28 protein-coding genes are annotated in these 25,302 nt (G+C 60.1%); 13 read left to right on the plus strand and 15 right to left on the minus strand.

Going from position 1 to position 25,302, the window contains the following annotated elements:
• Positions 1-372 precede the first annotated feature (372 nt).
• Positions 373-825, plus strand: a complete 453-nt coding sequence (locus tag ACM6I7_RS11065) for a thiol-disulfide oxidoreductase DCC family protein (RefSeq protein ID WP_139054607.1) — start codon at positions 373-375, stop codon at positions 823-825.
• 8 nt (positions 826-833) lie between these two features.
• Here the strand turns inward: ACM6I7_RS11065 and ACM6I7_RS11070 are convergent, their stop codons facing one another.
• Both ACM6I7_RS11070 and ACM6I7_RS11075 read right to left on the minus strand, forming a co-directional pair.
• Positions 834-1,322 carry a DUF2269 family protein gene (locus tag ACM6I7_RS11070; protein ID WP_414888562.1) on the minus strand — a complete coding sequence of 163 codons (489 nt, stop codon included), beginning with the start codon at positions 1,320-1,322 and terminating at the stop codon, positions 834-836.
• Between the two features lie 2 nt (positions 1,323-1,324).
• Positions 1,325-2,440, minus strand: coding sequence for a saccharopine dehydrogenase NADP-binding domain-containing protein (locus ACM6I7_RS11075; RefSeq protein WP_414888563.1), 1,116 nt, complete (start codon positions 2,438-2,440; stop codon positions 1,325-1,327).
• A 234-nt stretch (positions 2,441-2,674) separates the two neighbouring features.
• Here ACM6I7_RS11075 and ACM6I7_RS11080 point away from each other — a divergent pair, with 234 nt between their 5' ends.
• The gene (locus ACM6I7_RS11080; RefSeq protein ID WP_103369717.1) at positions 2,675-3,796 is read left to right on the plus strand and encodes an SMP-30/gluconolactonase/LRE family protein; all 1,122 of its coding nucleotides are present in this window, start codon (positions 2,675-2,677) and stop codon (positions 3,794-3,796) included.
• 145 nt (positions 3,797-3,941) lie between these two features.
• On the opposite strand, the gene ACM6I7_RS11085 is transcribed toward ACM6I7_RS11080, so the two are convergent.
• Positions 3,942-5,021, minus strand: a complete 1,080-nt coding sequence (locus ACM6I7_RS11085) for an SDR family oxidoreductase (protein ID WP_414888564.1) — start codon at positions 5,019-5,021, stop codon at positions 3,942-3,944.
• A 74-nt stretch (positions 5,022-5,095) separates the two neighbouring features.
• On the opposite strand from ACM6I7_RS11085, the gene ACM6I7_RS11090 reads away from it, so the two are divergent.
• Positions 5,096-5,488 (plus strand): MerR family transcriptional regulator, encoded by a 393-nt coding sequence (locus ACM6I7_RS11090; RefSeq protein ID WP_027614191.1) that lies wholly within the window; start codon positions 5,096-5,098, stop codon positions 5,486-5,488.
• A complete protein-coding gene (locus tag ACM6I7_RS11095; protein WP_414888590.1) occupies positions 5,481-5,618 on the plus strand; it encodes a DUF1993 family protein in 138 nt (45 codons plus the stop codon). Before ACM6I7_RS11090 ends, ACM6I7_RS11095 begins: the two co-directional genes overlap by 8 nt.
• A 19-nt stretch (positions 5,619-5,637) precedes the next feature.
• On the opposite strand, the gene ACM6I7_RS11100 is transcribed toward ACM6I7_RS11095, so the two are convergent.
• The 3 genes from ACM6I7_RS11100 to ACM6I7_RS11110 form a co-directional block, all read right to left on the minus strand.
• Positions 5,638-6,072, minus strand: a complete 435-nt coding sequence (locus ACM6I7_RS11100) for a GFA family protein (protein ID WP_414888565.1) — start codon at positions 6,070-6,072, stop codon at positions 5,638-5,640.
• 183 nt (positions 6,073-6,255) lie between these two features.
• Positions 6,256-7,488 carry an NADH:flavin oxidoreductase/NADH oxidase family protein gene (locus tag ACM6I7_RS11105; protein ID WP_414888566.1) on the minus strand — a complete coding sequence of 411 codons (1,233 nt, stop codon included), beginning with the start codon at positions 7,486-7,488 and terminating at the stop codon, positions 6,256-6,258.
• 74 nt (positions 7,489-7,562) lie between these two features.
• Entirely contained in the window at positions 7,563-8,642 is a 1,080-nt protein-coding gene (locus tag ACM6I7_RS11110; RefSeq protein WP_414888567.1) for a saccharopine dehydrogenase family protein, read from the minus strand.
• Between the two features lie 248 nt (positions 8,643-8,890).
• Here ACM6I7_RS11110 and ACM6I7_RS11115 point away from each other — a divergent pair, with 248 nt between their 5' ends.
• The gene (locus tag ACM6I7_RS11115; protein ID WP_414888568.1) at positions 8,891-9,628 is read left to right on the plus strand and encodes a type 1 glutamine amidotransferase domain-containing protein; all 738 of its coding nucleotides are present in this window, start codon (positions 8,891-8,893) and stop codon (positions 9,626-9,628) included.
• 37 nt (positions 9,629-9,665) lie between these two features.
• Positions 9,666-10,670 (plus strand): acetoacetate decarboxylase (ADC), encoded by a 1,005-nt coding sequence (locus ACM6I7_RS11120; protein WP_097087843.1) that lies wholly within the window; start codon positions 9,666-9,668, stop codon positions 10,668-10,670.
• 15 nt (positions 10,671-10,685) lie between these two features.
• Here the strand turns inward: ACM6I7_RS11120 and ACM6I7_RS11125 are convergent, their stop codons facing one another.
• Entirely contained in the window at positions 10,686-11,165 is a 480-nt protein-coding gene (locus ACM6I7_RS11125; RefSeq protein WP_096797692.1) for a MerR family transcriptional regulator, read from the minus strand.
• A 71-nt stretch (positions 11,166-11,236) separates the two neighbouring features.
• Complete coding sequence (locus ACM6I7_RS11130; RefSeq protein WP_414888569.1) at positions 11,237-11,932, minus strand: tRNA (adenine(22)-N(1))-methyltransferase; 696 nt, start codon at positions 11,930-11,932, stop codon at positions 11,237-11,239.
• Between the two features lie 239 nt (positions 11,933-12,171).
• Between ACM6I7_RS11130 and ACM6I7_RS11135 the strand changes: the two genes are divergently transcribed.
• The 3 genes from ACM6I7_RS11135 to ACM6I7_RS11145 are packed head-to-tail and all read left to right on the plus strand — an operon-like array spanning position 12,172 to position 12,902.
• The gene (locus ACM6I7_RS11135) at positions 12,172-12,366 is read left to right on the plus strand and encodes a hypothetical protein (protein ID WP_414888570.1); all 195 of its coding nucleotides are present in this window, start codon (positions 12,172-12,174) and stop codon (positions 12,364-12,366) included.
• Positions 12,363-12,695: a low molecular weight protein tyrosine phosphatase family protein gene (locus ACM6I7_RS11140; RefSeq protein WP_247268667.1), complete on the plus strand. Its 333-nt coding sequence runs from the start codon at positions 12,363-12,365 to the stop codon at positions 12,693-12,695. The genes ACM6I7_RS11135 and ACM6I7_RS11140 overlap by 4 nt, the downstream gene beginning before the upstream one ends.
• Before the next feature lie 48 nt (positions 12,696-12,743).
• Positions 12,744-12,902 (plus strand): DUF2986 domain-containing protein, encoded by a 159-nt coding sequence (locus ACM6I7_RS11145; protein WP_081730283.1) that lies wholly within the window; start codon positions 12,744-12,746, stop codon positions 12,900-12,902.
• A 31-nt stretch (positions 12,903-12,933) separates the two neighbouring features.
• On the opposite strand, the gene ACM6I7_RS11150 is transcribed toward ACM6I7_RS11145, so the two are convergent.
• On the minus strand, positions 12,934-13,530 hold the full coding sequence (locus tag ACM6I7_RS11150; RefSeq protein WP_096797689.1) for a DJ-1/PfpI family protein: 597 nt from the start codon (positions 13,528-13,530) through the stop codon (positions 12,934-12,936).
• 271 nt (positions 13,531-13,801) lie between these two features.
• On the opposite strand from ACM6I7_RS11150, the gene ACM6I7_RS11155 reads away from it, so the two are divergent.
• From ACM6I7_RS11155 to ACM6I7_RS11165, 3 genes are all read left to right on the plus strand, one after another.
• The gene (locus ACM6I7_RS11155) at positions 13,802-14,725 is read left to right on the plus strand and encodes a LysR family transcriptional regulator (RefSeq protein WP_414888571.1); all 924 of its coding nucleotides are present in this window, start codon (positions 13,802-13,804) and stop codon (positions 14,723-14,725) included.
• A 100-nt stretch (positions 14,726-14,825) separates the two neighbouring features.
• On the plus strand, positions 14,826-15,551 hold the full coding sequence (locus ACM6I7_RS11160) for an alpha/beta fold hydrolase (RefSeq protein ID WP_414888572.1): 726 nt from the start codon (positions 14,826-14,828) through the stop codon (positions 15,549-15,551).
• Positions 15,552-16,109, plus strand: a complete 558-nt coding sequence (locus ACM6I7_RS11165; RefSeq protein WP_414888573.1) for a GNAT family N-acetyltransferase — start codon at positions 15,552-15,554, stop codon at positions 16,107-16,109. It begins immediately after the preceding gene.
• Between the two features lie 79 nt (positions 16,110-16,188).
• Here the strand turns inward: ACM6I7_RS11165 and ACM6I7_RS11170 are convergent, their stop codons facing one another.
• Positions 16,189-16,968, minus strand: coding sequence for a hypothetical protein (locus ACM6I7_RS11170; protein ID WP_414888574.1), 780 nt, complete (start codon positions 16,966-16,968; stop codon positions 16,189-16,191).
• 735 nt (positions 16,969-17,703) lie between these two features.
• On the opposite strand from ACM6I7_RS11170, the gene ACM6I7_RS11175 reads away from it, so the two are divergent.
• Positions 17,704-20,085, plus strand: a complete 2,382-nt coding sequence (locus ACM6I7_RS11175) for a DUF3772 domain-containing protein (RefSeq protein WP_414888575.1) — start codon at positions 17,704-17,706, stop codon at positions 20,083-20,085.
• A 673-nt stretch (positions 20,086-20,758) separates the two neighbouring features.
• On the opposite strand, the gene ACM6I7_RS11180 is transcribed toward ACM6I7_RS11175, so the two are convergent.
• The 5 genes from ACM6I7_RS11180 to ACM6I7_RS11200 all read right to left on the minus strand — a co-directional run bounded on the left by ACM6I7_RS11180 (position 20,759) and on the right by ACM6I7_RS11200 (position 25,207).
• Positions 20,759-21,523 carry an ABC transporter permease gene (locus tag ACM6I7_RS11180; protein ID WP_097087854.1) on the minus strand — a complete coding sequence of 255 codons (765 nt, stop codon included), beginning with the start codon at positions 21,521-21,523 and terminating at the stop codon, positions 20,759-20,761.
• Positions 21,523-22,722, minus strand: a complete 1,200-nt coding sequence (locus ACM6I7_RS11185; RefSeq protein ID WP_414888576.1) for an ABC transporter substrate-binding protein — start codon at positions 22,720-22,722, stop codon at positions 21,523-21,525. The genes ACM6I7_RS11180 and ACM6I7_RS11185 overlap by 1 nt, the downstream gene beginning before the upstream one ends.
• Positions 22,688-23,530, minus strand: a complete 843-nt coding sequence (locus ACM6I7_RS11190; RefSeq protein ID WP_414888577.1) for an ABC transporter ATP-binding protein — start codon at positions 23,528-23,530, stop codon at positions 22,688-22,690. Before ACM6I7_RS11190 ends, ACM6I7_RS11185 begins: the two co-directional genes overlap by 35 nt.
• A complete protein-coding gene (locus ACM6I7_RS11195; RefSeq protein WP_414888578.1) occupies positions 23,527-24,597 on the minus strand; it encodes an acyl-CoA dehydrogenase family protein in 1,071 nt (356 codons plus the stop codon). Before ACM6I7_RS11195 ends, ACM6I7_RS11190 begins: the two co-directional genes overlap by 4 nt.
• A 64-nt stretch (positions 24,598-24,661) precedes the next feature.
• Positions 24,662-25,207, minus strand: a complete 546-nt coding sequence (locus ACM6I7_RS11200; protein WP_223009380.1) for a carboxymuconolactone decarboxylase family protein — start codon at positions 25,205-25,207, stop codon at positions 24,662-24,664.
• Between the last annotated feature and the right edge of the window lie 95 nt (positions 25,208-25,302).

Below are 25,302 nucleotides of genomic sequence, written 5' to 3' on the forward strand. Positions count from 1 at the left end.
GTTACACGCCGCTGTCAACACCTCTTTTTCTCCGCTTTCGACCGAGAAGATCGAACCGTCAGAAGAGCCAAACATCACCGCTCTTTCAACTCCTTCCAGGCTTCGATGAACTGAAGCAAGCCGCTGTCGAAAACTGCGTAACTCGTTGAATCTCAAGGAGTTTTCCATTTCGACTGCGCCGGAAGTGGGGCGAATTATAGACCTCCTGAATCTGCCGTCAACCGTTAATTCCAGTTTTCTATCAATGCACCGAAAAAGCCTGCTTATATATAGACGCACCGTCAACAGATGCGCAGCATACGGTCCATCGCCTAAAACAACGCCTTCGGATGATGTCTCACAATGACAGCCCAACTTCCTGGATCCCGGCCCTTGCCCGGCTCCCGAATACGCCCTACCCCAGCGCCCCTGCTCAATCCAGGCGAGACCGTGGTGCTGTTCGACGGCGTCTGCAAGCTATGCAACGGCTGGGCGCGTTTTCTGATTCGCCACGACAACAAACAACGAGTGCGCCTGGCGGCAGTGCAATCGCCAGAAGGTCAGGCCTTGCTGGCATGGGCCGGTCTCCCGGTGGACGAATTCGACACTATGGCGGTGATCCGCGACGAGCATTACTGGGTGCGCTCCGATGCGTTCTTCGAAGTGATTGCACAACTGCCGGCTCGTTGGTCGCCGATCACGCTTCTGCGAGTTTTCCCACGAGCACTTAGAGACTGGACCTACGACCGCGTGGCACTGAATCGCTATCGGATCTTCGGCAAGTACGACACCTGCCTGTTACCCGACCCCGATCACGAACGACGCTTTCTCAAGTCGCCAATGTGAATGCTCAGCTACATCAACTGCAGCCACTGCCCCGGCGTCATCTTCGTCACCATCATCAAGACAATCACGAACATCCCGAGAAACCCGCAAACGCCCATCCAGAACCACTGCCGATAAACAGCCCGGTAATCAGCATCAAGCCTTGCGCCACATTGCACCGCGTCCGCCGCCATCCCCAGCAAACGTTTCTGCAGCAACAGCACCGGCAACCAAAGCGAGCCCACTATAAAGAACAGGATCAGCGACATCAGCACCCAGTCCGTGGTCAAGGGCAACCCGGAAAGCCTTGTCAGCCAATAACCCGTCGCGATCTGGATGAAGCCCGCCGGCGTGGTGATCCAGGCGTCATAGCGCACGACCATCTTCGCCACATGTGCGATCAATTGCGGATTGGCCGTGCGACTGGCGGCGATCAGGTACAGATAGGAACCCATGCCGAAGCCGAAGAGGAAAATCGCAGCGATGACATGCACGTACTTCACGCTCAGATAAAGCATGCTCAACGCATCCCGTCAGAGAACATCACGGACAGGCCAAGATTCTGCGGATCGTTGATCGCTGCCATGTATTCGTCCACGCTGATCTCACCAACACATGGACGAGCCCCCGGTTCGGGCAAGTAACCTCGGGCGATCTTCGCGGCCAGAGCTACGGCAGCACAACTAGGGATCTCCGGCCCCTTGTCATTCAGCGCAGTCAGTTGGGCCGTCATCGACAACGGTTGGTCGTTCAAACCGACACCTCGCACATCTATATACATTGCACTTTTGCCATCACCGAAACGCTCAAACCATGTCCCCCAGCGATGCAACCGGGCCGCCCACACCCTGTGGTCACGCACCAGCCCTTTCCTCATCGCCAGCGCAAACAGATAATTGGCTACGCCGCCGAGCTTGAGGCCAGCGCCTGCCTTGAAACTCAATGTGTGCGCACCAAACCGGCTGGCAAAGATGTCCATGTCCGGCACATCAACATTGGCCAGCGCACGAGTGCCCAGGTTCTGCAGCTTGCGCAGGGTCAGGTCTTCCCAGCCCATCACCTCATGCACTTGACCATTGCGCAGTTGGCGGATCGGTTTGCCCGCATACGCCAGTACACCCTCGATCGTCGACAACCCCGGCATTTTCGCTGACGAGGAAATGCCGTGTTCGATCGAGTCGATGCGTTTGAAGTGATGGCGCTGCTCATCGATGATCGCCGACGACAGCGTCGGCACCGAACTGCAACCACTGAGGATGACGACACCGGCCTCGCTCGCCCGTGCATCGAGTACGCCGATGCCATTGACGAACGTCCGGCAGTCCGCCAGATCGCAATAGTTGACGCCCGCCTCGATGCAGCTTTCGGCCACCGCATAGGATTGCCCCTGGAACGGGCCGCCCGTGTGAATCACCAGTTGAATATTCATTGCGCGCAGAGCAGCGGTGAAACCGGCGCCCATCGCATCACCACACCAGCGCTCGCAGCTCGCCCCCAACTCAGCAACCTTGCGCTCCAGCTTCTGCGGATCGCGCCCCGAGATCGCCAGTTCGACGCCCGGCATGTCGATCAGATGCCGACAAACGATCCTGCCAAAGTTTCCATACCCGCCAACCACCAACACCCTGAGTGCCATCAACGCTTCCCTGAACAATTCAACAACTGACCCGTAACCGGATTCGGCGCAGCTTCCCTGATATCACCGGGCCAGGCAAGACAGCGTGGGTAGAGGTAGCGCCGTATCGGCCAGATCGATTCCAGTCACCGGGATAACATGCAGCACTGGCGATGCCATATCAACTTGTACGATGTCTTATCACAGGGTATTACTACGTCTCCTCAACAAAAATAAAACCACGGAGATCGCTACATGGACTCATTCCTGTCCGCCAAGCCTGAAAGCCTTGATCAAGCGAAAGGCAATACCCGCCGCAGTTTCCTGAAAAAGTCGCTCGCTGTTTCCGCCACGCTCGCCACTGTCGGCAGCGCCGCACTGCCCCGCTTCTCCGATGCCGCCGAACCCTTGAGTCAGCGCTATCCTGATCCACTGATTCATATCCTCGACGACAGTTTCCTGGAACTACGCGTTTTCAACGCCAGTGTTGAAAAGCTCGCCACCGGCATGCGCTGGGCCGAAGGACCGGTGTGGGTCGGTGATGGCCGGTATCTGTTGGTCAGCGACATCCCCAATAATCGCATCATGCGCTGGGACGAAATCACCGACTCCTTCACGGTGTACCGCGAACACTCAAACTTCTCCAACGGCATGTGCCGGGATCGACAGGGGCGTCTGATCGTTTGCGAAGGCTCCACCACCACTAGCGAAGGGCGCCGCATCACGCGCACCGAACACAATGGCACGATCACCGTGCTGGCCGACAGTTTCGACGGCAAGCCCTTCAACTCGCCCAACGACATCGTCTGCAAAAGTGATGGCTCGATCTGGTTCACCGACCCGCCATTCCAGACCGGCAACAACTACGAAGGCCACAAAGTCACCCCGACCCAACCCCACGCCGTGTACCGCATCGACGGTGAGAGCCAAAAAGTCACTCGGGTAATCGACGACCTCAACGGCCCCAACGGCCTGTGCTTTTCTCCCGATGAAAAGACCCTGTATGTCGTCGAAGGTCGCGCCAAGCCCAATCGCTTGATCTGGGCGATTACGGTGAAAGACGACGGCACCCTGGGTGAACGCCGCAAGCACATCGAAGGCTTGGACTATGCCGCGATTGACGGCATCAAGTGCGACGAAGCGGGCAACCTGTGGTGCGGCTGGGGCGGTAATGGTGATCCCAAGGCCGACCTGGAAAAACTCGACGGCGTGCGTGTTTTCAACTCGCAGGGCAGGGCCATCGGGCACATTTCGCTGCCAGAGCGCTGCCCGAACCTGTGCTTCGGCGGGCGCGAAGGCAATCGACTGTTCATGGCCAGTAGTCACTCGATCTACTCATTGTTTGTGAATACTCGCGGGACTACGTTTGCGTTGTAAAACCGACGTTGGTCTAACGATAGTTCCGTGAGTAGCGAAACAAGATCCTGCCGCGCATCCGAGGCTGCGCGGTGACGATCCTTGTCGCTGAATTGTCGTTCGATAGCATGCCGCCCTGTATCGACGGCGCCGCCCAAGGGAGACGTCAGAGTGCCTGGCCCTTGGCTATGCAATACGCGTTGACGAACGTTGCCGTGTGCTGCAAAGCCTGACGTATATCCGGTTTGGCTATTCCATGCCTGTTGGCAAATTGCTCGACCGCCGCGGTGTTGAAACGAGTGGTCTGGATAAAGTCCAGGGCTTCGGGTTTTGTATTCAAAAACCACGCGACCGGAGGAATACTCAGTAGCCACTTCAGCAGTCGGAGTGAAATATGATGTTTGGGAGACTTCAAGCCCAAAGGTTTAGCCACCTGTGCCAGGAGTTCTCGCAAGTTTGGCGTTTGATCATCAAGCGCCAGCAGTTCCTCGCCCACCATGGCAGGATCAAAAGCACAAACAGCCACCAGTTCGACCAGATAATCCACGGTGACCAGTGGCAGCCAGTGCTCGGCGGTACCGGGCACCGCAGTCAGCTTGCCCTGCACCAGGTTGCGTATCAGCGCCACCAGCGGCTGACCGTCAACGATATGCCCGGTGCGGCTGTGGCCACAGACCGTCGCAGGGTGGACAACGGTCATCTCACCACCCTTGGCGGACATGACCTGCTGGGTCCCAAAATGCGCCTCCAGCTTGCTTGCCTCGTATCCACCGACACGTCGGTAGACGGCGGGCCAGTTCGTCAACTCCGGCTGACGAGGATCAATGCCGATGCGTTGCAGATGTTCATGATTGTTCAGCATGTAGCCGCCGATCATCACTAAACGGCTTTTTTGCTCAGCCGCCAACAGCGCCACACGCTTTGCCCCCTCCACATTCACCGCACGAGACTGCTCCATCGAAAGCCCCCATGCGAAGTGGGCGCCCAGGTGGAATATGACGCTGGCGCGCCTCAGCACCTCCTGATCAGCCAGGCTCAGCCCGAGATTGTCCTGTTCCAGATCGCCAGCCACGGCAAATACCCGTGTTGCGCACCCGCCCAAATTATCAACTTGCTCGCGCAACGCAGCCAGCCGCTCCGGGCGACGCATCAACACCCGGAGGGTGTGACCTTTTGCACTCAGGTTCGCCAGCAAATGTTGACCGATGAAGCCGGTTCCCCCCGTGACAAAGCACTCCACGCTCATTTCCCTGCTCCTTGTTGAAGGTGAGAAATCAAGCGTAAAGTATCGACCCAACTCTACAGTCAAGCGGTGTTTTCATGAAAATCGGCGAACTCGAGGCTCGCAGCGGCGCCAGCCGTCATACGTTGCGTTACTACGAGCAGATCGGCCTGATCTCACCGCTGCGGCAAACCAACAATTATCGTGTATATACCGAGCAAACCCTGCAGGATCTGGACTTTATCCAGCGCGCGCAAAGCATGGGATTTTCCTTGGGGGAAATAGGCGAGATTCTGGATGCGCAGCGCAACAAGCTGATCGACTGTGCTGACGGCGCGAAGCTGATTGAAAAGAAGATGGCCGAAATCAAACAGAAAATTGCCAACCTCCAAAGCATCCATCGGTATCTGGATGTTGAGCGTGCGGCCCTCGAAGCGAGTGCTGCCAGGCAACTTGAGCTTCAACAGTTGAGCGACGCTGCCAATCATTGAGCCTAAGGCAAATGTCGTGGGGAGGCTCCGGCGCAAAGTGTGCTGTGCCTACAACATCCTGCGCCACAACGGTGTGCCGCTGAGCAAGGCGGATTATGTGCAGCACATGTTTGCGTATCTAAGGAAGTAATTGCAGCGCGAGCTTCGGGTCAATCAGGATTGACCCGGAGTTTTTGCAGAAGAAACGCCAGTGACTCCACCGCCCCGTGATAACTCTGCGTTGAAAGCTGCGTATCCCATGACATGGCATCGTCCACACAGAAATCGCCAACGCATTCCATGCTCAGATCCTCATCGAGCAGTCCGAGCGGAATCCACACGTAAGGCGATTCGCGAAGCGGGTTGGGCACGGTCGAGCCGCACTGTGCGCAGAAGTCGTTTCTGTAGCCGCTGGGTTTGACCCAACTGTTGATCGCGTCCTGCCCTGCGTCCCAACGAAAGTCCCGAGCGCTTACCAGAGTGGCGAGGTTGAACCCGACACCGGTTTGTTTGCGGCACAGTGAGCAGTGGCAGCGATAGAAAAAGCGCGGTTCCACTGTGAGGGAGAAGCGTACTGCAGCGCAAAGACACTGCCCTGTTATCACGGATATCTCCTTTGGACGAGCGCTTGCGCATCCATGCTGAAGTTTCAAAACCGCATTCTAGCGATCTGCGACCGTATGACCTTGGCCCGAAATAAGAAAACTGCGCCCACAGTTTGCCATCGGTTGACTTGGCGGGCTCTTCTCAGAGCGTCCGCCAACGTCAAGATTGAAATGCCTTGCGACTCACGCCGAACGCTTTTCCATCCAGCGCCGATATTGCCGAGTGCGAAACGCCATGGCGATCTGCTGCAAAATCAGCGCGCGTAACGGTGACACCCCCGGATCAGGCTTTTTCGCCCGACTGAGTTTACCCAGCTGAAACTTCACCACCGCCATGTTCGCCAGCGCGGCGATGGCCTTGTTTTTCCAGGTGATCGGCGGCAATTGCGGGGCGTTGTCCTTGCCCTGCAGCCAGTCACGCGGCAGGTACGGATCGATGGCCAACGCGGTACCGATGCCGACCATGTCCACACCACTCTGCACGACGCTTTCGGCAACCGGACGACGGCGGATGCCGCCGGTGACCATCACTGGCATTTTGGCAACGGTCTGCAGGTCCCGGGCAAATTCGACAAAATAGGCCTCGCGAGCAAGGGTTCGACCATCGCGCGCCTCACCCTGCATGGCCGGGACTTCGTAGCTGCCGCCGGACAGTTCCACCAGATCCACGCCCAGATCGTTGAGCAACTCAACCACCTTTTTCGCGTCGTCAGCGGTGAATCCGCCGCGCTGGAAATCGGCGGAATTGAGTTTGACCGCTACGGCAAACTCTGCAGAAACCACCGCCCTGACTGCCTTGACGATCTCGACCAACAACCGCGCGCGGTTCTGCAAAGAGCCGCCCCACTCGTCCGTCCTTTGATTGGTCAGTGGCGAGAGAAACTGGCTCAACAGATAGCCGTGGGCGGCGTGGATTTCCACGCCGGTGAACCCCGCCTGTTCACCGAGGCGTGCGGTATTGGCAAAGCGCTGGATGACGTCCTCGATCACACTGGCGGTCATGGCGTGGGGCGTGGCGAAACGCTTGGACAGTTTGCCCAGCTCCAGCGGCACCGCTGACGGCGCCCAGGTTTTCTGCCCGAGGTTGGACTGCATCTGGCGCCCCGGATGATTGATCTGCAACCAGAACTGCGCACCGGCAGAACGGCCGATCCGCGCCCAGCGCTTGAACTTGTCGAGTTGCTGATCATCCTGCAGCACCACGCCACCCGGCCCGGTCATGGCGCGGCCGTCGACCATCACGTTGCCGGTGATAATCAGCCCGGCACCACCGTCGGCCCATGCCTGATACAGACGCATCAGTTCTGCAGAGGGCGCCTGGTCGGCGTCCGCCATGTTTTCTTCCATGGCGGCTTTGGCGATGCGGTTCTTGATGGTTGAACCGTTGGGTAAGGTCAGGGCGTCGAACACATTCATGGGGCAGTCCTCAACTGGAGATGAGGCCACCTTAAGATTGAAGTGAACTTGAAGGTCAACGACTTTTTTCAAGGTCATTCAATGTTGATTTCGCTCGACCCAGGCAAGTGCGTCACCAGATCCGCGCCCAGCAACCGCGCAGGTGTGTAGGCACCGCCGGGCGGACGTGCCTGCAACAGATAGCCGACCACCGCCAACGCAGCGTCGATCGTCAGGCTGTAAACGTTTGCGGTGTGCACGCGGGCGACTTTGCTTTCACCGCGCGCATTGCGGGCCTCGCCCCACACATAGGTGCCTTGGTCAGCACGCTTTGCCTGATCCGGGCCGGTCACTGTCTTGCCGATGCGCGCCTTGAGCAGCCGCTGCACAAACGACAGTCCCAGCAACGGACGAATCCAGTTGGCGAGCCTGGCGCCGCGAATCATCCCCGCCGAACCCGGTATGAACACCTCGATATTGGCGATGCCGGTGGTGTGCCAGGCGGTGGACACATCGCCCCAGGGGATGGTCATCGCCCGCTTCTCCCCGGCACCGAAATCGATACGCCGTACCCGATAGGCCAGCGGCACGGAAACGATCTTGCCGTCGCGTCGGACCTTGCCACCCTGCGCCAGGCCTTCGATTGAAGTCTTGGCAGTGCCGGGTGAAAAGCTCGAACGTGAATCGAAGCCCAGCGCCATATGCGTCGCATCCGGCAGCGCGTCTTTCAGGGCGGCGGCGACACAATCGGTCGGGACTACATCGAAGCCGACGCCGGGGCAAATGACTGACCCCGCTACCCGCGCCCGCTCATTTAGAGACTGCGCATGTTCGAATACGGCAATCTCGCCAGTGATGTCCAGATAGTGTGCGCCGGCTCGCAGGCAAGCCTCGATCATCGGCGCGGCGGTCGCGGAAAACGGCCCCGCGCAATGCAGAATCAAACCGTGGCCCTTGATCTGCGCCAGCAACCGCGCAGGGTCGTCCAGACCGAACACCCGGGCTTCGAGACCCAGTTCCCGGGCCAACGCTTCGACCTTGTCGCAGCTACGTCCGGCCAACACCGGCCTGAGTCCACGCCTGACGGCATCGCGAGCGATCAGCTCGCCGGTATAGCCGTTGGCGCCATAAATCATCCATTTCATCGGTGTATCCGGTTGGTCTTGCTGACTCATGCCTGGCTCCTGAGTGGATTGATGACCGGCGTTATTGCCTTGCCCAATCAGCTTCAGACGCTAGCGTTAAAGTCAGGTTGAGGGTCAAGCAAAAGTCCGGTGGCATCAGCACAAATTATTCGCAGCAGCGGGGTTGACCTTAAAGCGAGGTTTAAGGTGAGCATGCGCTGACCTGCTTGCTCGATGGAGCCCGGAAGATGCTCAAGACCCTTGTTTCCTCTGCCCTGTTATTGATAGGTGGTGCTTTCATGACGTTTGCAAATGCTGAGTCGGCGGCTACCAAGGATCGCCAGATCCTGGTGATCATGACCAATCACGCCAGCTATCCCTCTCGAACCGATACCACCGGGTTGTGGCTGACCGAACTGACCCACTTCACCGATGTGGTGGAAGCCGCCGGCTACACCACTGTGTTTGCCAGCCCCAAGGGTGGCGCGGTGCCTCTGGACGAACGCAGTCTGGGCTGGTTGTACATGGACAAGGCTGCGCGGGAGCATTTGCAGTCCCCTGCGTTCCGCGCGCGCCTGGCCAATACGCTGCCGATCGCCGAGGTCGATCCGTCCCGCTTCGGCGTCATCTACTTCACCGGGGGCCATGGCGTCATGTGGGACTTTCCCGACAACCCTGACCTGCGCCGTGTCGCCGAAACCATCTACAACCAGGGCGGCATCGTGTCGGCCGTGTGCCATGGCGTAGCGGGTCTGCTGGATCTGAAGGACAGCCAAGGCCAATTGATCATCAAGAACCGAAACATCACCGGTTTCTCTGACCGCGAAGAGCTGCTCTCGGGCATGAAAAATCAGGTGCCATTCTTTCTTGAGGACCGCTTGGTGAGCCAGGGCGCGCACTACCGCAAGGGCTGGCTGCCGTTCACTTCATTTGCCATTACCGATGGAAGACTGGTGACCGGCCAGAACCCTCAATCACCCAAAGCCGTAGCTGAAGCCGTGATGGCGGTGCTCAACGCCGACGAACGAACGCGCTAAATCTTTTTGTAGTGCCTACCCACCGGAGAAAGTCCGATTGAAACTCGCAAGCGCCGTTTTAACAGGATTGCTGATCACCACTTTTGCCAACGCTGCGTTGGCGGAGACACCTGAAATGCCCGACCTGACCGAGACCACCACCATCGACATTGCCGGCCATTCAGTACCCGTCGTCAAGGGTGGCCTCTATGACCGCTTTCGCTCCAATCCGCCGTTGTCGGTGATTGCCGCCGAAGTCCCGGGCGTTGATTTGAGCTGGTTCAAAGGACTGGAAAAGCACAAGGTCGACATTGGCTTCGAGTCCTATTCCCCAAACTTCTACTACCAGAACAGTCGTGTCACGGCGATCTACACGGCCGACCTCGAGCGACTCCGAGCGTTGATGCCGCCCGAAATACTGGCCACCGTGCAACCGCTGCAAGTCTGGCCAGGACGTGGCTTGATCGCATTCACTGCGTACACCTACGAGCATTGCGATAACGACGCCTATAACGAAGTTGCCGTGTCGATCATCACCAACAAACCCGGCAAAGCCAACCTGGGCCCGCTGACGTTGATTGGCCAATCGATGTCAGAAGACTTCTGGGGTTATGTGCTCAAGTTGCCGGTCAATACCGAGCTGGCACGGGTGCGCGGAGTCGTCGGTTACAACCTGCCGAAATGGCTGACCGGGATTGATCGCAAAGAAAACGGGCAATCGGTGATCTATGAGATCAGCGACAGCCAGACCGGCAAACCGGACGTGTCCTTCACCGCGAAGAAGCTCGACAAACTGTCGCGCGATGAGGATATCGTCACCAGCAGTTTCACCAACCTCGATCACCAGGGCCGACTGGCCTATGGCTACGCGGTGTCGCGCCAACTCAGCCACGGTTCCAGCCGGGACGCGGATGCCGCCACGCTGACACTGGGCGATGGCAGCCTGTCGAACTACTTGCGCGACTTGAAGCTGGGGAAAATGCTCAAGTACGAATATGTCCCTGAGTTCCAGAGTGCGCTCTATGCGCCAAAACCGCTTGCCACGCTGGTTGGCAATCGCTGAAAGCGGTAACGCCCGTCAGGCTCTGGATGTCTGACGGGCGTTTGCTTTTCTTGCCGCAGCTGCTGGCTGCTTGTCGGGCGCAGAAGCCACGCCTTCTTCGCACAGCCGTTGGATCAGCCTCTGCGCATTGTCCGCACACGCCATCCCCGCAGGTTTGCCCTCAATCCCCTTGATGACCAGCAGTAGTTGTTCCTTGTTCTGCGCCAGCCGTTGCTGCAGGACTTCGATTTCTTCGACCTTTTGCTTCAAGCCACTGAGCAACTGGTCATGCTGCCAGCCACTCGCGTTCATCGGCATCAACTGACGGATTTCCTCCAGGGAGAAACCTGCCGCCTGCGCGCCGGTGATGATATGCAACACCCACTGTGTGTCGGGGGCGTAATCGCGATAGCCATTGGCTTTGCGCGCGACCGAAGTGATCAACCCGCTCGCCTCGTAAAAACGGATACGCGATGGCGCCAGTCCGCTGATTTTTGCCAGTTCACCAATTCTCATGTCCGACTCCGCAGCACGTTAACCTTGAAGCTGACTTTAAACCTGAAAGCCGCCAGCGCCAACATGCCAGATCACGCCAGCAGCTCGGTAATCCACTGAACCTGCCGCGCAATGTCTTGCAGCTTCTCCTCGGGCACAGCCTGGCGCGCCTGTTTGAAACTGTTCAGGGTTTTCTGTTTCTGCCTTAACAAGCGCTGCCATTTGGCGATGAATGCCGGGCTGCGCGTCTGCATCAGCAACGGGCCGAAGTACAACTGTTCGGCGCTGTAGCTCAGCGGTGCGCCGCGCTCGGCGACGATGATTTCGTAGAAGAAGCGGTTTTCCTGCAGCACTTCCTCATCGAGGATGCGGTAGCCGTTGTCCATCAGCCATTGGCGCAGGGGTTGCTCGCCGCCGTTGGGTTGCAGGATCAGTCGTTCGTGCCCGCGCAGGCGCGCCTTGCCGCTGTCGAGAATGTCGCGAATCGTCTCGCCGCCCATGCCGCAGAGGCTGATCGCGGTGATTCCGTCATCAGGCTCGATCGCCGCCAGACCACTGGCCAGACGCACGCTGATGTGCTGCTGCAGATCGTTGTCGCGCACCGTACGCACCGCGGCATGGAACGGCGTCAGCGCCACCTCGCCGGCCACCGCCGCAACGATGGCGCCACGGCGCATCAGGGCCACCGGCAGATAGCCGTGATCCGAGCCGATATCCGCCAAGCGCGCGCCGGCCGGTACATGCGCCGCCACCCGCTCCAGTCGCATGGACAATGTGTGTTCGTTCAACTGCCGCCCTCTTCCCCAGCCATCGCCGGCGCTGCTGGCCGGACAAGGGGCGCGACTCTAGCGGGCAATGATGGGTATTTCAAATCCGGGCAGTGTCTTACTGCGTCGGTGTGACCAGTGGCTGCAGAGGCAAGGCTGCAACGGCTCAACCACCTAGCCACTGCGTCGATTCACGCTTACCATACCCACAACTCGTATTACCGCGGCTGCTGAACCCGGCACTCACGAGGAAATGAAGCATGGAAAGAACCCGCGCCTGGCGACGTCATCAGGCCCGTAAACGCGGCAACGGCAAAGCGGCTAATCCGCTGAAGTTCAAACCGCCAAAGAACTGGAAGCTGATGTATACCCGTGCCGACAAACTCGCCAGGGCGCGCCAACTGGGCATGAGCTATCCCATCCGCACCACCCGCCAATTGCTGGATCAAGTGTGACCAATCTCCTGTTCGTGTGCAGCCGCAACCAATGGCGCAGTCCGACGGCGGAGGCGATCTGGCGCCGTCGGCCCGGTTTCGAAGCCCGCTCGGCAGGCACCAGCCCCAACGCACGCAAACCCATCGGCCCGGCGGATATCCGCTGGGCCGATGTCATCTTTGTCATGGAACGCAAGCACCTCAATCGCCTGCAAGCCGAATACACCCGATTACTTGAGCACAAGCCGATCCACACGCTGGATATTCCAGATGACTATCGCTTCATGGATCCCGAGCTGGTGGATATTCTTGAGGATGCCGTGAAGCCTTATCTCGAGCCTCGGGCTTAGTGCTCAGGCTGCCATCCTCATCACCGTACTTTCAAATTGAGTAGAAACATGAACCGCCAAAAGAAACTGCAGCAGTTGTTCAAGGAAAAGGCCAAAAAGGCCAGCGCCAAACTGGCGCCGAAAAAGCCCAAGTACATCAGCAAGGCCGACCGCGCGAAACTGGCTGCCGAAGCGGCGGCCGAACCGGTTGAAACCCGCGAGAGCTGATTCGCTGCTTCAGGCGTCGATTAAACGTGCTTTACAGATACGCCTCGATGTTCGCGATCGCCCGATCGATGTAGAGCTCTTTCTCGCCAACGGGCGTCACATAATGAAACGCGTTGCGGGTGGCCTCCACACCGGCCAGGCGGGCGATGAACCAGGCCGCCATATATTGTGAAGACAGGCATCCGCCAGCGGTGGCGACATTGCCCTTGGCCATGAACGGCTGATTGAGCACCGCCACACCGGCCTCCTCCACCCAGGGCTTGGTGATCAGATCGGTACAGGCTGGGACGTCATTGAGCAGGCCGAGCTTTGCCAGGATCAGCGTGCCCGAGCACTGGGCGCCCAAGAGCTGGCGCTGCGGATCGAGCCGTAGCCGCGCCATCAGCTCGGTATCCGCCACGATATCCCGGGTCAGACTTCCGCTGCCCACCAACACCGCGTCCGCGTCGCTCGCTTCCTCCAATGACACCTGAGCCTCGATTACCAGGCCATTCATCGAGCGCACTTTTTCCGTCGGGCTGGCGATCGACACGCGCCAATCGGGCTGTTTGACCCGGTTGAGAATGCTGAACGCGATAAGCGAATCCAGTTCGTTGAAGCCTTCAAAGGTCAGGATGGCGATGTGCATGGTGAGTCTCTAAATGGGCGATGACTCATCGTAAAATCTGCCGCTCATCACAATCAAAAAATTGTCATGGGTACATTGCAGGCGACATCGACGGGCATTTGATACACCGGCTACGCGCCACGGAAAGGACGGCTGAACAACCGCGTCGTCTCGCCCTATACCTTCTCAGGCGACCACGCCTGCATGCCTGCAAGGACAGATCGGGCTGTAGCTTTCAGCCAGTGGCTGTAGGAAAGTGGCGAACATCGAATGATGAAAAGGCCAACACCCCATGAAGCCGCTGGATCTGACGCGTTTCGACCTCAATCTTCTGGTGGTTCTAGAGGCGCTTTGGGCGGAAAGGCACGTCGGTCGTGCGGCGCAGCGCCTGCATTTGTCGCAGTCAGCCACCAGCCATGCCCTGTCGCGTTTGCGCACGGCGTTTGATGATCAGTTGTTCATTCGCAACCCTCGCGGCATGGCACCGACGCCGCTGGCCATCGAGCTGATGCCCAGAGTGGCGGCGGTGCTCGAATCGGTGCGGCTGGTCGCCAGCCCACGGGGGCCGTTCGATCCAGCGCGTCTGCAGGCGACACTGCGGATAGCGGCCACCGATCACGCCGTGCTGACCGTCATCGCCCCGGCGCTGGCGAAAATTCAGGTTGCGGCGCCGGAGGTGGTGCTGAAACTCGGGCCGGTGGATGGCGAGGCGGCGATGCGCCAACTGGACGCCGGCGAGATCGACCTGGTGTTGGGTTCGGGTTCGTTTGCGCAAGTGCCGCAACGCTTTGATTGCCAGCTCGCGCACAAGGAGCAATTCGTCGGCATCGCCCGCAAAGGGCACCCGGCATTGGTCAAGCGCGGCAAACATTTGCATATGGAACTGGATGACTTCACGCGTCTGCCGCACGTTCTGATTTCGCCCCGGGGCGACGCGCGGGGCGCTGTCGATGACGCGCTGGAACAGCTCGGTCGCAGCCGCAAGGTTAGCGTCACCTGCCCGAGTTTTCTCGCAGTGCCATTCATGGTTGGCGCATCGGAATCGATTGCCGTGGTCGCCGAACGTGTCGCCTTGCAGATGCAGGAAACCGCACAACTGAGCCTGTTCGAATTGCCTTTGCCGCTACCGACCTGGGAGGTCTTCGTCGTCCGCGCACGCGGGCGCGCCAACGAGCCGGCGGTTGAATGGATGACCAGAATGCTGATCGGCGACTGACGATCGATCTCGTGCATCGAGAGGCTGCACCAATGCCATTGGATCGCGCGCCTCGGTGCTCCTAGAGTGCGGACATCCGTTCAACATCCCTGGAATTCTCATGCAAACCGAGCCCACGCTGGTCATGGTCCCTTGCTTCGCCGGTGCGCCGTGGCAGCTCAACCAACTCAGCCACTTGCAGCACCACGCCATGCGTACGTTGCGCTTACCGGACGACGTCGCTGATCTGGAAACGCTCGCCAACTTCATCGTTGATCAAGTGAAAGATCTCGAATGCTACGTGCTGGTGGGCGACTCCTACGGCGCGGTCGCCTCGATCGCGGTTGCAACGCGCCAGCCAAAAGGCCTCAAGGGCCTGGTGCTGTCCGGCGGTTTCGCCAAAAACCCGATCACCTCGCCCCTGCTGAAAACGCTGGCCGCGCTGGCGCCGTTCTTCCCCGGGCCGTTTTATCGACAGACCACCCTGCGCTTCCACGCCGCACAACTGGCTTCGTCGTTCGACAAGGAAGGCGAAATCCCTTGGTCAGCCGCCAACAGCCGCGCCTTCTTCATCAAGCAAACCCCACACAAGGCCTACGTCAACCGCGTGCGCTCGATCGAGAAAGTCGACTACACCGCCCTGCTGGCAAAGATCGACGTGCCGACGCTGATCCTTACGCCCGAGGAAGACAAGCTGATCGGCAAAGAGGCTGCAGGGATTCTGCTGAAGGGGATAAAGACCGCGCAAGAAGTCGTCATGCCGAGAACCGGGCATATGTTCAGGTTCTCGCATCCGGGGGCGTATTCGCTGGAGGTCAGCAGGTTTCTGCAGCGGGTGGCGCTTTGAGTGATTTTGGGTCAGTCAGATGCTGCGGGCCATGATCTATCCGAATTGCCGTTTATTGTTGCAGCCGCTAGCCTCAGCAAAAGTCAAAAGCACAAATCAGAGACCCGCATGACGCTATGCCCCGCCACCGATAGCGACCAGCCAGCCCTCTTCGACTTGCATCGAGCAGTCTTCCGCGAACACATCGAGAAAATATGGGGCTGGGATGAGAGTTGGCAACGCGCAAATTTCGCAACGGAATTCGCCTGCGCAGCCACTTCGGTTATTGAACAAAACGGCCGGATTGTTGGCTATGTGCAGATTCTGGACAAGGAAGATCGAATCCATGTTCAGAACATCGCTATTTCGCCCGAGTACCAAGGCAAGGGTATTGGGTCGCGCATTCTGAAGAACCTCCAGCTGCAAGCCGCTGCCCGTCAAGTGCCCTTGCGATTAGGCGCTTTTCGCACGAACACTCTGGCGCAGAAGCTCTATGAACGGCTGGGCTTTCGCAGGACTGGGGCGACGGACACGCATATCGAAATGTCGTGGACAGGCCATGACAGACAGCAGCCGTGATCCGGATCCAACCGCGTAGCAGACCTTCCCCGATTCAACCTATCCGGGTTCGGGCACTCATGCCTGCCTGACATCAACTTCATGTTAGCCTGGCAACCGACCCTGTCGGCAATACCCCGTCCTTCTCAAGCGCAGTCAGTTTCGCGACAACTCGGGCACGCTCGCTTTCCGATGTTTCGCGGTCAGTAATCGAGTAAGTCTGGCCATAGACCCATGCACGCAACTGCTCAAGCACGGAAGGTTCAGCAGGTGTGCGAGACAGCTGCTGCAACAGATACCCGGCCTGTGTCCATTTGGGCATCAGTTCAAGCAGTGCCTGACGTCGAGAGGCGGACAGCGCTGGCCAGAGGGTCTCGAGCTGAGCGCTGAATGCTGACTCGATGACTTTCCATGGCTGCGGGCGCAGGCCGCGTACCCCGGCCTCGAACACCGGGCGTGACGGATCCGCGATCGCCGCGATTAGTAAATCAGGCCTGCCCTCTCCTTCGAGGCTCAGGACCAGTGCCCGAACCTCGCCACTGTTTTGGCTGAGGGCCGCGTTCATCCACCCTTGCGGGATCGCCATGCCAAGCGACTGCGCCAACCCGAGTACGCCAAGCCAACGGGCTTTGGTAGCGGGAATCTCGCCTGCCAGTTGCGCTTGAAGTACCTGCAACGGGTCGACGCCATACTTTCTGGCGGCCCAGAGTGCAGTCGATCTTGCTGCAGACGATGGGTCGGTCAGAAAGTCTTCGATCAGTCGTGTGCGATCCGTTTGCAGCTCAATGGCTTGCAGAAACGACAGGCGCCTGAGAATGCTGCTGTTGCTGGCGAGTCCATAGGCAATGGCCTTCTGCGCCGATTCCAGAGGCAGCGCCATTGCCCGCCGAGCGCAGCCCGCCGCACACTGAAATCTGCATGATGAAGGCTCGCGACAAGAAACGCCTCCAGCTCATCTGCGCGCTTTGTCTGAGCGAGTACCCTGAAAAACAACCGCGTACAGGCGCCACGGCTGGTTTCGAAGGCCGCCGTGGTTTGCGCGAGGCACTCAGGTGTTGCCAGCAGCGCTTCAAGCTTTTGGATGGTAACGCCATGGTCTTCGCGTCGGCGCTGCTCAAGGGCAAGGATGGCGGGAGTCTTGGCGATCAGCCAAGGGCCATACTCGGGTGTCAGATAGTCTGCGAAAGCGTCTCTGGCCGCCGCGCGTACCTGCGGCACCCAGTCGTTGAGCCGCACGATAATGGACGCCAGCCGCTCGATCGACTGCGACGAGCGGATTTGCCGTAGACCGGCCTCCCGGTCGAATCCATCCCAGGACGTGACCAGCCACTTCCAGTCACGCACTGGCAATACTTCTGGTGGATCCACTGGATCTACTGGATCTACTGAGCGTTCGGTTTTTGCAGTGGTGGATGTTTTTCCGGTGAGTCTTTGCAACAAAACTTTCCACATGGAGCTGACTATCCCTGACGTCCGAACATTGGCGTGAGCCATAGCATGCCTGTCACCGAGTTTTTTTGAAACGCATGCCCTGCTCCCCCCGAAATTTTCCGCCATGCCCGGTTCGATCACCTAACCTCATAGCTTGTGCGATCAACGAGAACCGGCCCCTCTCATGCGCAACACATTGAAGTCATTGTTTTTTGTCGCGCTGCTCCTGCTCGCTCCGGGCGGTTCGGCGTTGTGGGCGGCAGATTTGCCGGCGCCCTCGGCGACCGCTGCGGCGCCGCTGGTGGAGGTTTCGCAAAGTGATCTGCAAGCCTTGCAGTTGCGCCTCGACGGGCTGAAGCAGCAGATTTCCGCCGCGAACAATTACAACCAGCTCGAAGGCCCGCAGGACCGGGTGCAGACGTTCATTCTGGATGTCGATCGGTTGTCGGCGTCGTTGTTGCCGCAGCAGGCACAACTGGCGGTGCAACTGGGGGTGCTCGGCGCAGCACCGGATACGCAGATTGCCGCCGAACAGGCGGAAATCGCCGCGCAACGGGCGCAGCTCAGCGAGCAGAAAAACAAGGTCGATGCCACGCTCAAAAGCCTTGCCGCGCTCAAACAAAGCGCCGCCGAGCTGATCACGCAAATCGCCGGCATTCGCCGCACACTGCTCGAAAGCGAACTGACGCTGCGCACCGACAGCATTCTGAGTCCGGCCTTCTGGTCGCCGCTGGTGGTGCCGGAGCCGGATGACCGTCAGCGCCTGAAGTTTTTCATCGATCAGGTCAGCATCACCTGGGCCACAGTCTGGGCACCGGGGCAGCGCTTTTTCACCTGTGTGCTGGTGCTGCTGGCGCTGGCTTTCTGGACTGTCGGCCGCCGATTCGCCGAGCGCGGGCTGACCTGGTTGTGCATCCACCGCATGCCGGAGGGTCGCCTGCGCCGCAGCGCGCTGGCATTCGCCTCGGCACTGGCGACCCTGGGCACCACGGCCATCGCCCTGCATCTGCTGTTCTATGCCTGCACCCGCCACGAACCTTTGACGCCCATGCTGCAGACTTTTTCCGAGGAGTTCGAAAAAGCCGTTTACGCCTGTGTCCTGATCACCGCGCTGAGCCGCGCGCTGCTGTCGACTCAGCATCCTTCATGGCGGCTGCCGGCGATAGCCGACTCGGTGGCGCTGGCGTTGCGGCCCTATCCAAGGATTCTCGCTGCCACTCTGCTGGTGCTGGTAACGCTGGTGCAGGTCAGCAACGCCACCGGCATGAGCAGCCAGATCGTGATCGCCCAGCGTGGGGTGATTGCCATCGTGGTGATCGTGATTCTGGTGCCGCTGCTGTTGCGCGTCGGCAAAGTGCGCAAAGCGTTGCTCACCGCCAATGAACCGGAGGCCGGCAGCACGTTTGCCGGGGCGATCTACAGCATTGCCACGGTGTGCATGTGCATATCGGCGCTGGCCTTGCTCACCGGCTACGTGTCGCTGGCCCGCTTCGTCACCTATGAGTTGGTCTGGGCCTATATCGTGCTGGCCGGGTTCTATTTGCTGGTGCAGGTGGTCAAGGACGCCTGCGAATACCTGTTTTCGCCGCGCTACTCGGCCGGCAAGACCATCAAGCAGACCCTGGGCATGGGCGACCGGCGGCTGGAGCAGATTTCGATTGTGCTGTCCGGTGCCAGCCGCGCCGGGCTGCTGTTGCTGGCGGTGATCACCCTGTTCGTCGGTGGCATCGGCACCACGTTCGGGCAACTGACCAGCAATGTCATGGGCATTCTCGGCGGCGCCGGATTGCGCAAGCTGAACATCGTTCCGGCGCATCTGATCAATGCCGTGCTGGCGTTGCTGATCGGCATCTACCTGATCCGCGCTTTGCGCCGTTGGCTCGACAATGAATTCCTGCCCAAGACCGACATGGATCCGGGCATGTGCGCGTCGCTGAGCACGCTGTTTTCCAACATCGGTTATGCCACGGTCATCCTCCTGACGCTGTCGTCGCTGGGCGTGCGCTGGACCAATCTGGCGTGGATCGTCAGTGCGCTCTCGGTGGGGATCGGTTTCGGTTTGCAGGAGATCGTCAAGAACTTCGTCTCCGGGCTGATCCTGCTCACCGAACGCCCGGTGAAGGTCGGCGACCTGATCAGCATCAGCGGCGTCGAGGGCGACATCCGCCGGATCAACGTGCGCGCCACGGAAATCCAGCTCAGCGACCGCTCCATCGTGATCGTGCCCAACTCGCAACTGATCTCGCAGAACCTGCGCAACGTCACCCTCGGCGGCAGCGCCCAGGGGGTGGCGAGCCTGGAGCTGATGTTTCCGCTGGACATCGACCCCGAACAGGTCAAGGAACTGCTGCTGAACACCTACCGCGAAAACGAAAACATCCTCGACAAACCGGCGTCGTACGTGCGCTTCAGCAAGCTGTCGCCGGATGGCATCACCTTGACGGTGACCGGCTACGTCGGCAGCCCGCGGATTGTCGGCGGGACCAAGAGTGATCTGCTGTTCGAGATACTCAAGCGGTTGGGGGATGCGGGGATTGCTTTGGCGAAACCAGCCTCCGCCCCGTAACAGCCCGCTCCCACATGGGTTAGCGGTGGCCCATACAATGAATATCAGCCTGGCCATTGTGCTGGCTGACTTGGCCCCATCGCTGGCTGTCAGAAATCCACTGTGGGAGCGAGCCTGCTCGCGAAGAGGCCGGCACAGGGAAAATTTCCGGCGACTGATACCCCGCCTTCGCGAGCAGGCTCGCTCCCACAGGGGCTCTGCGCTGAACACGCAATGCATGCCTGTCATTGATCCATTGTGGGAGCGGGCTTGCTCGCGAAGAGGCCGGCACAGGCAAAATCTCCGGCGACTGACACTCCGCTTTCGCGAGCAAGCCCGCTCCCACAGGGGCTCTGCGCTGAACACGGAATGCATGCTTGCCATTGATCCGTTGTGGGGGCGGGCTTGCTCGCGAAGCGGCCGGCACAGGCAAAATCTCCGACAACTGACACACCACTTTCGCGAGCAGGCTCGCTCCCACAAGGGGTTCTGCGTTAAAAACAGAATGCATGCTTATCATTGATCCATTGTGGGAGCGAGCCTGCTCGCGAAGAGGCCGGCACAGGCAAAATCTCCGACAACTGACACACCACTTTCGCGAGCAGGCCCGCTCCCACAAGGGGTTCTGCGCTAGAAAACAGAATGCATGCTTGTCATTAATCCATTGTGGGAGCGAGCCTGCTCGCGAAGAGGCTCAGGCCGGCGCCCAGCGCCGATGCAGCCAGCGCGCCAACGCATCCAGCGCAAAGCCCAGCACACCGATCAGCAGCACCATCGCCATCAACTCCGAATACGCCAGTCGATCACGCGTATCGAGGATGAAGTAGCCCAACCCGGCACTGACGCCGAGCATCTCGCACGGCACCAGCACGATCCACAGAATGCCGATCGACAGCCGCACCCCGGTCAGCACATGGCCGAGCACGCCGGGCAGGATCACCTTGCGCAGGGTTTCCCAACGGGTGGCGCTAAGACTACGACTGAGTTGCAGCCAGCGCGGGTCGAGCTGGCGCACGCCGGCCACGGTGTTGAGCAGGATCGGCCACACCGCAGCGAAGGTCAGCAGGAAGTAGATCGGCTGATCGCCAACGCCCATCAGCATCACCACCACCGGCATCCACGACAGCGGCGAGATCATCCGCAGAAACTGAAACGCCGGCGTGGTCGCCGCTTCCAGATGTCGGTAACTGCCGATCATCAAGCCCAGCGGCACGCCGATAAGCAGCGCCAGCAGCAGACCGACCAAAATCCGCTTCAGGCTGACCAGCACATGCTCGTACAGCTCCGGGCGCAGCAGCAGTTCGCCAAGGCTGGCCAGGGTTGCCTCGGGTGAAAAGCGCAGCGCCAGGCTGTCGTTGCCGCCGAACACGTGTACGCCCAGCCACCACAGCAGCAACAGGCCCAACAGCCCCGCCACACCCAACAAACCATGAACGGTCGAAGAAGATCGCTGACGCATCAGAGGCTGAACTCCTCGCTGCGATCAAAGCTTTCCGGTAATCCGAATGCCTTCATCCCGCCGACTGTAGCAATGGCATTACGCACGAAGCGATCGTCTACCAGATCCCTGGCGGTTTGCTGCGGATCGAGGTTGGCAAGGAACCCCTTGTCGCCCTCGATCAGCGTGTCCTTCAGACGTTTGACCAGTTCTTCGGTGTAGCTGGGGAACGGGTACGGCTGAAAATCGATGCGCTGCTCGTCCCAATGGCTGTGCTGGATCGCGCCGCTGGCCAGATACTGCTCGCGGTCGCTAGTGGCCGGCGACAGCACCCGGTCGAGCACCGGTTGCGCGTGCGGCGTGTAGCGATTGGCGCCATCCTTGGACAGCAGTTTCGCCGCCTCGGCGCGGTTGTCGCGGGTCCAGACCTGCGCCTTGACGATGGCGTTGACCACTTTCTGCGACCACTCGGGGCGGTTGTTCAGATCCTGCTCGTGCATGAACACCACGCAGCAGGCGTGATTGCGCCAGACGTCGCCGGTAAAGCGCTGTACTCGGCCGACCTTGAGTTCCTCGGCCAGGGCGTTGAACGGCTCGGCGACGATGTAGCCGGCAATGCGTTTGCTCGCCAGGGCCGGCGGCATGTCCGACGGCGGCAGCACCAGCAGATTGACCTCGTTCGGCGCCAGCGCGGCGCTCGCCGACTTGCTCACCGGCACCAGCCCGTGATCGCGGAACAGCTGCTGCACCACCACGTTATGAATCGAATACCAGAACGGAATCGCCACCGATTGCCCGCCGAGTTGCTTGACCTCGGTGATGCCCGGCGCGACGGTCAGGCCCGAGCCGCCGACGTGGTTCCACGCCACGACCTTGGCCGGCACCTTGCTGCCGTAACGCGCCCACACGGTCATCGGCGACAGCAGGTGAATCACGTTGACCTGCCCGGAAATGAACGCCTCGATCACCTGTGCCCAACTGCGCAGCAGCACCGGGCGCTCGGCCTGAATGCCTTCGGCCTCGAACAGGCCGTTGTTGTGCGCGACCAGCAACGGCGTGGCGTCGGTGATCGGCAGATAACCGATGCGCACCGGCGCGTTCGGCTCGGACGCGGCGCGGGCGTTCAGGCTGTTGAGCAACGGCAACGCGCCGCCAGCGGTCAGCAGCGCGCTGAGTTTGAGGAAGTCACGACGTGTGTGAGTGAAGTCGTCCAGGCACATGATCAATCTCCGACGTAGCGGGCACAGGTTGAGTAAGGGGATTGCGGCTCGCCCGCCGAAGGGTTTTGAGGATGTCGATGCGCAGCGCGCCCAGTTCCTCGACCAGCTCGGCACGCGGCTGAGGCAGGTCGATGCGCCACTCGCCGAGGATGTGCGCCGGGCTGTTACCCAGTAGCAGAATCCGCTCGGAAAGCAGCAGGGCTTCGTCGATGTCGTGGGTGATCAACACGGCGGCGGTGTGGTGCTCGGCAATCAGTTGCAGGAGCAACTGCTGCATGTCGGCGCGGGTGATTTCATCCAGCGCGCCGAACGGTTCATCAAGCAACAGCACCTGCGGCTGCCGCGCCAGACACCGCGCCAACGCGGTGCGCTGGGCCATGCCGCCGGACAGCTGCGCCGGGTGCTGCTGACGCGCATGTTCGAGGCCGACCGCCGCGATGGCGTGGTCGATCCGCGCCTTGCGCTGCTCGGCCGTGAGGTGCGGCTGGCGAGCGAAATCGAGACCGAAGGCGACGTTCTTTTCCAAAGTCAGCCATGGCAACAGGCTCGGGTCCTGAAACGCCACCGCCACCCGTGGATGTGCGCCGGTCAGTGGCTCGCCAAGCAGGCTCACCCGACCCTGTTGTGGCGCCTGCAGACCCGCCAGCACTCGCAGCAGACTGGATTTGCCGACACCGCTGGGGCCGAGAATGGTCACCACTTCACCGGGCTGCAATTGCAGGTCGAAGTGTTCCAGCACGGTGTGCCAGCCCTGCTCCCGTGGGTAGCCGAGGCTGATGCCCTGCGCTTCCAGCACCGGCGCAATCATGCCGTCGCTTCCCGTTTCTGCCGCTGCAATTCAGCGCGCAATTGCACCAGGCTCGGGGTGACAATCGGCACGAACGCCGACTCGCGCCAGCGCCGGGCGAAACCGCTGCCGTGCTCGGTCAGATAAGCCTTGCCGCCGCTCGATTGCAGTTCCAGTTGCACGGCGTTGGCGGCGGATTCGGCCAGCGCGATGCGGATCTGGAACAAGGCGCCCGGCTGGGTCAGGAAACGCCCGTCGTGCAAACCTTGCTTGAGCGCATCGACGCTCTGCGCCAGTTGCTCGCGTTGTTCCTGCAACGGCTCCAGCAGAATCGAACGGCCGTCCTGCAAATGCCCTTCGACCTCGGCCAGCGCCCGTCGCGCCAGACCAATCGCCATGCCGCACTGCAAGCCAAGGAACGCCGGGCGCACCGCTGGCAGAAACTTGCGCGCATCGTCATGCAGCAGCCATTCGCGTCCGACCGCCACTTGCGCGAAATCGATCGCAGCCGTGTTGCTCGATTGCAGCCCCATCAGTTGCAGATCGGCGGAACGTTGTACGCCGGCAGCGTCATCGGCGATCGCCAGCACGAACGGCGAACCGCCCTCCTCGTGCTCTATTGCCGCCGCCACCACGAAGCCGCTTTGGCGCAGATTGGTCACCCAATGCAGGCGCCCGTTCAGGGTCCAGCCGTCTAAGGTGTTGGCGGCACGCACTTGCAGGGCCTCGATGCCCGACAGGTATTTCATCGCGTTGGACAAACCGGTGGCGCCGGCCAGTTCGCCGCTGAGTAACGCCGGCAGCAGTTTTTCCCTCAGCGCAGTGTTGGGGCTGTGCAGCAGGTATTCGATAAAGGCCCGTTGGCCCCAGAACACAAACGCCGCGGCCAATGAATGGCTGGCGACGGCAGCCAGGGTTTCCACGGCATCACTGACGTGACCATTGCTGCCGCCCAGCGCCGGGCTGATGCCGACCCGTAGCACGCCGGCCTGCGCCAGTTGCGTCAGCACCTGTTGTGGATCGCCGTCGCCCGCATCCAGTGCCTGGGCGTTGTGTTCCAGCCATTGCGTCAATGCCGGATTGAGCATCTCGTTTCTCTCCTTGTACGCAGCCGCATCAACCATAGACGATGCGGCATGAAGCGCTGGCCGATTACGCGCGATACGGCGCCAGCTCGGGGTTGAGCGGAGTGTCGGCGAACACGTTGGCGAAGTTGCACAGGGTCGCCAGGCTGATGCCGAGGATCACTTCCAGCGCATTGCCTTCGGTGTAGCCGGCAGCCTTGAATTGGTTGAAGGTCTGATCGCTGACCTTGCCCCGGGTGGCAATCACTTCGCGGGCAAACGCGGCCAGGGTTTCCAGTTTTTCCACGGGCACGGTGGCTTTCTCACGCAGCGCACTGACCACTTCCGGCGGCAGTTTGGCCTTATTCAGCGCCACGGCGGTATGACCTGCGACACAGAAATCGCAACCATGGTGGGTGGCCGCAATCAGTTGCACCACTTCGCGCTCGGCGAGGCTGAGTTCGGACTTGCCATTGAGCGCCGATACCGTAACGTAGGTTTCCAGCGCGGCCGGGGCATTGGCCAGCACGGCCAACAGGTTCGGAATGAATCCGGAGTTCTTCTGAGCGTTTTCCAGAAACGGTCTGGCGGCTTCGGGAGCGCTTTGCACGGTGTGAAGAGTGACGCGCGACATGGAGTAGACTCCTGCTGTTGAGTGTCCGGCCAGTCTGTTGGTTATAAAAATTTCGATCCATATTCTAAAGTAGCGATTACTTGCTCCTGAGTGTT

Origin of the sequence: Pseudomonas sp. IT-93MI4 (assembly GCF_949767635.1) — a bacterium.
Classification (GTDB): domain Bacteria; phylum Pseudomonadota; class Gammaproteobacteria; order Pseudomonadales; family Pseudomonadaceae; genus Aquipseudomonas; species Aquipseudomonas putida_A.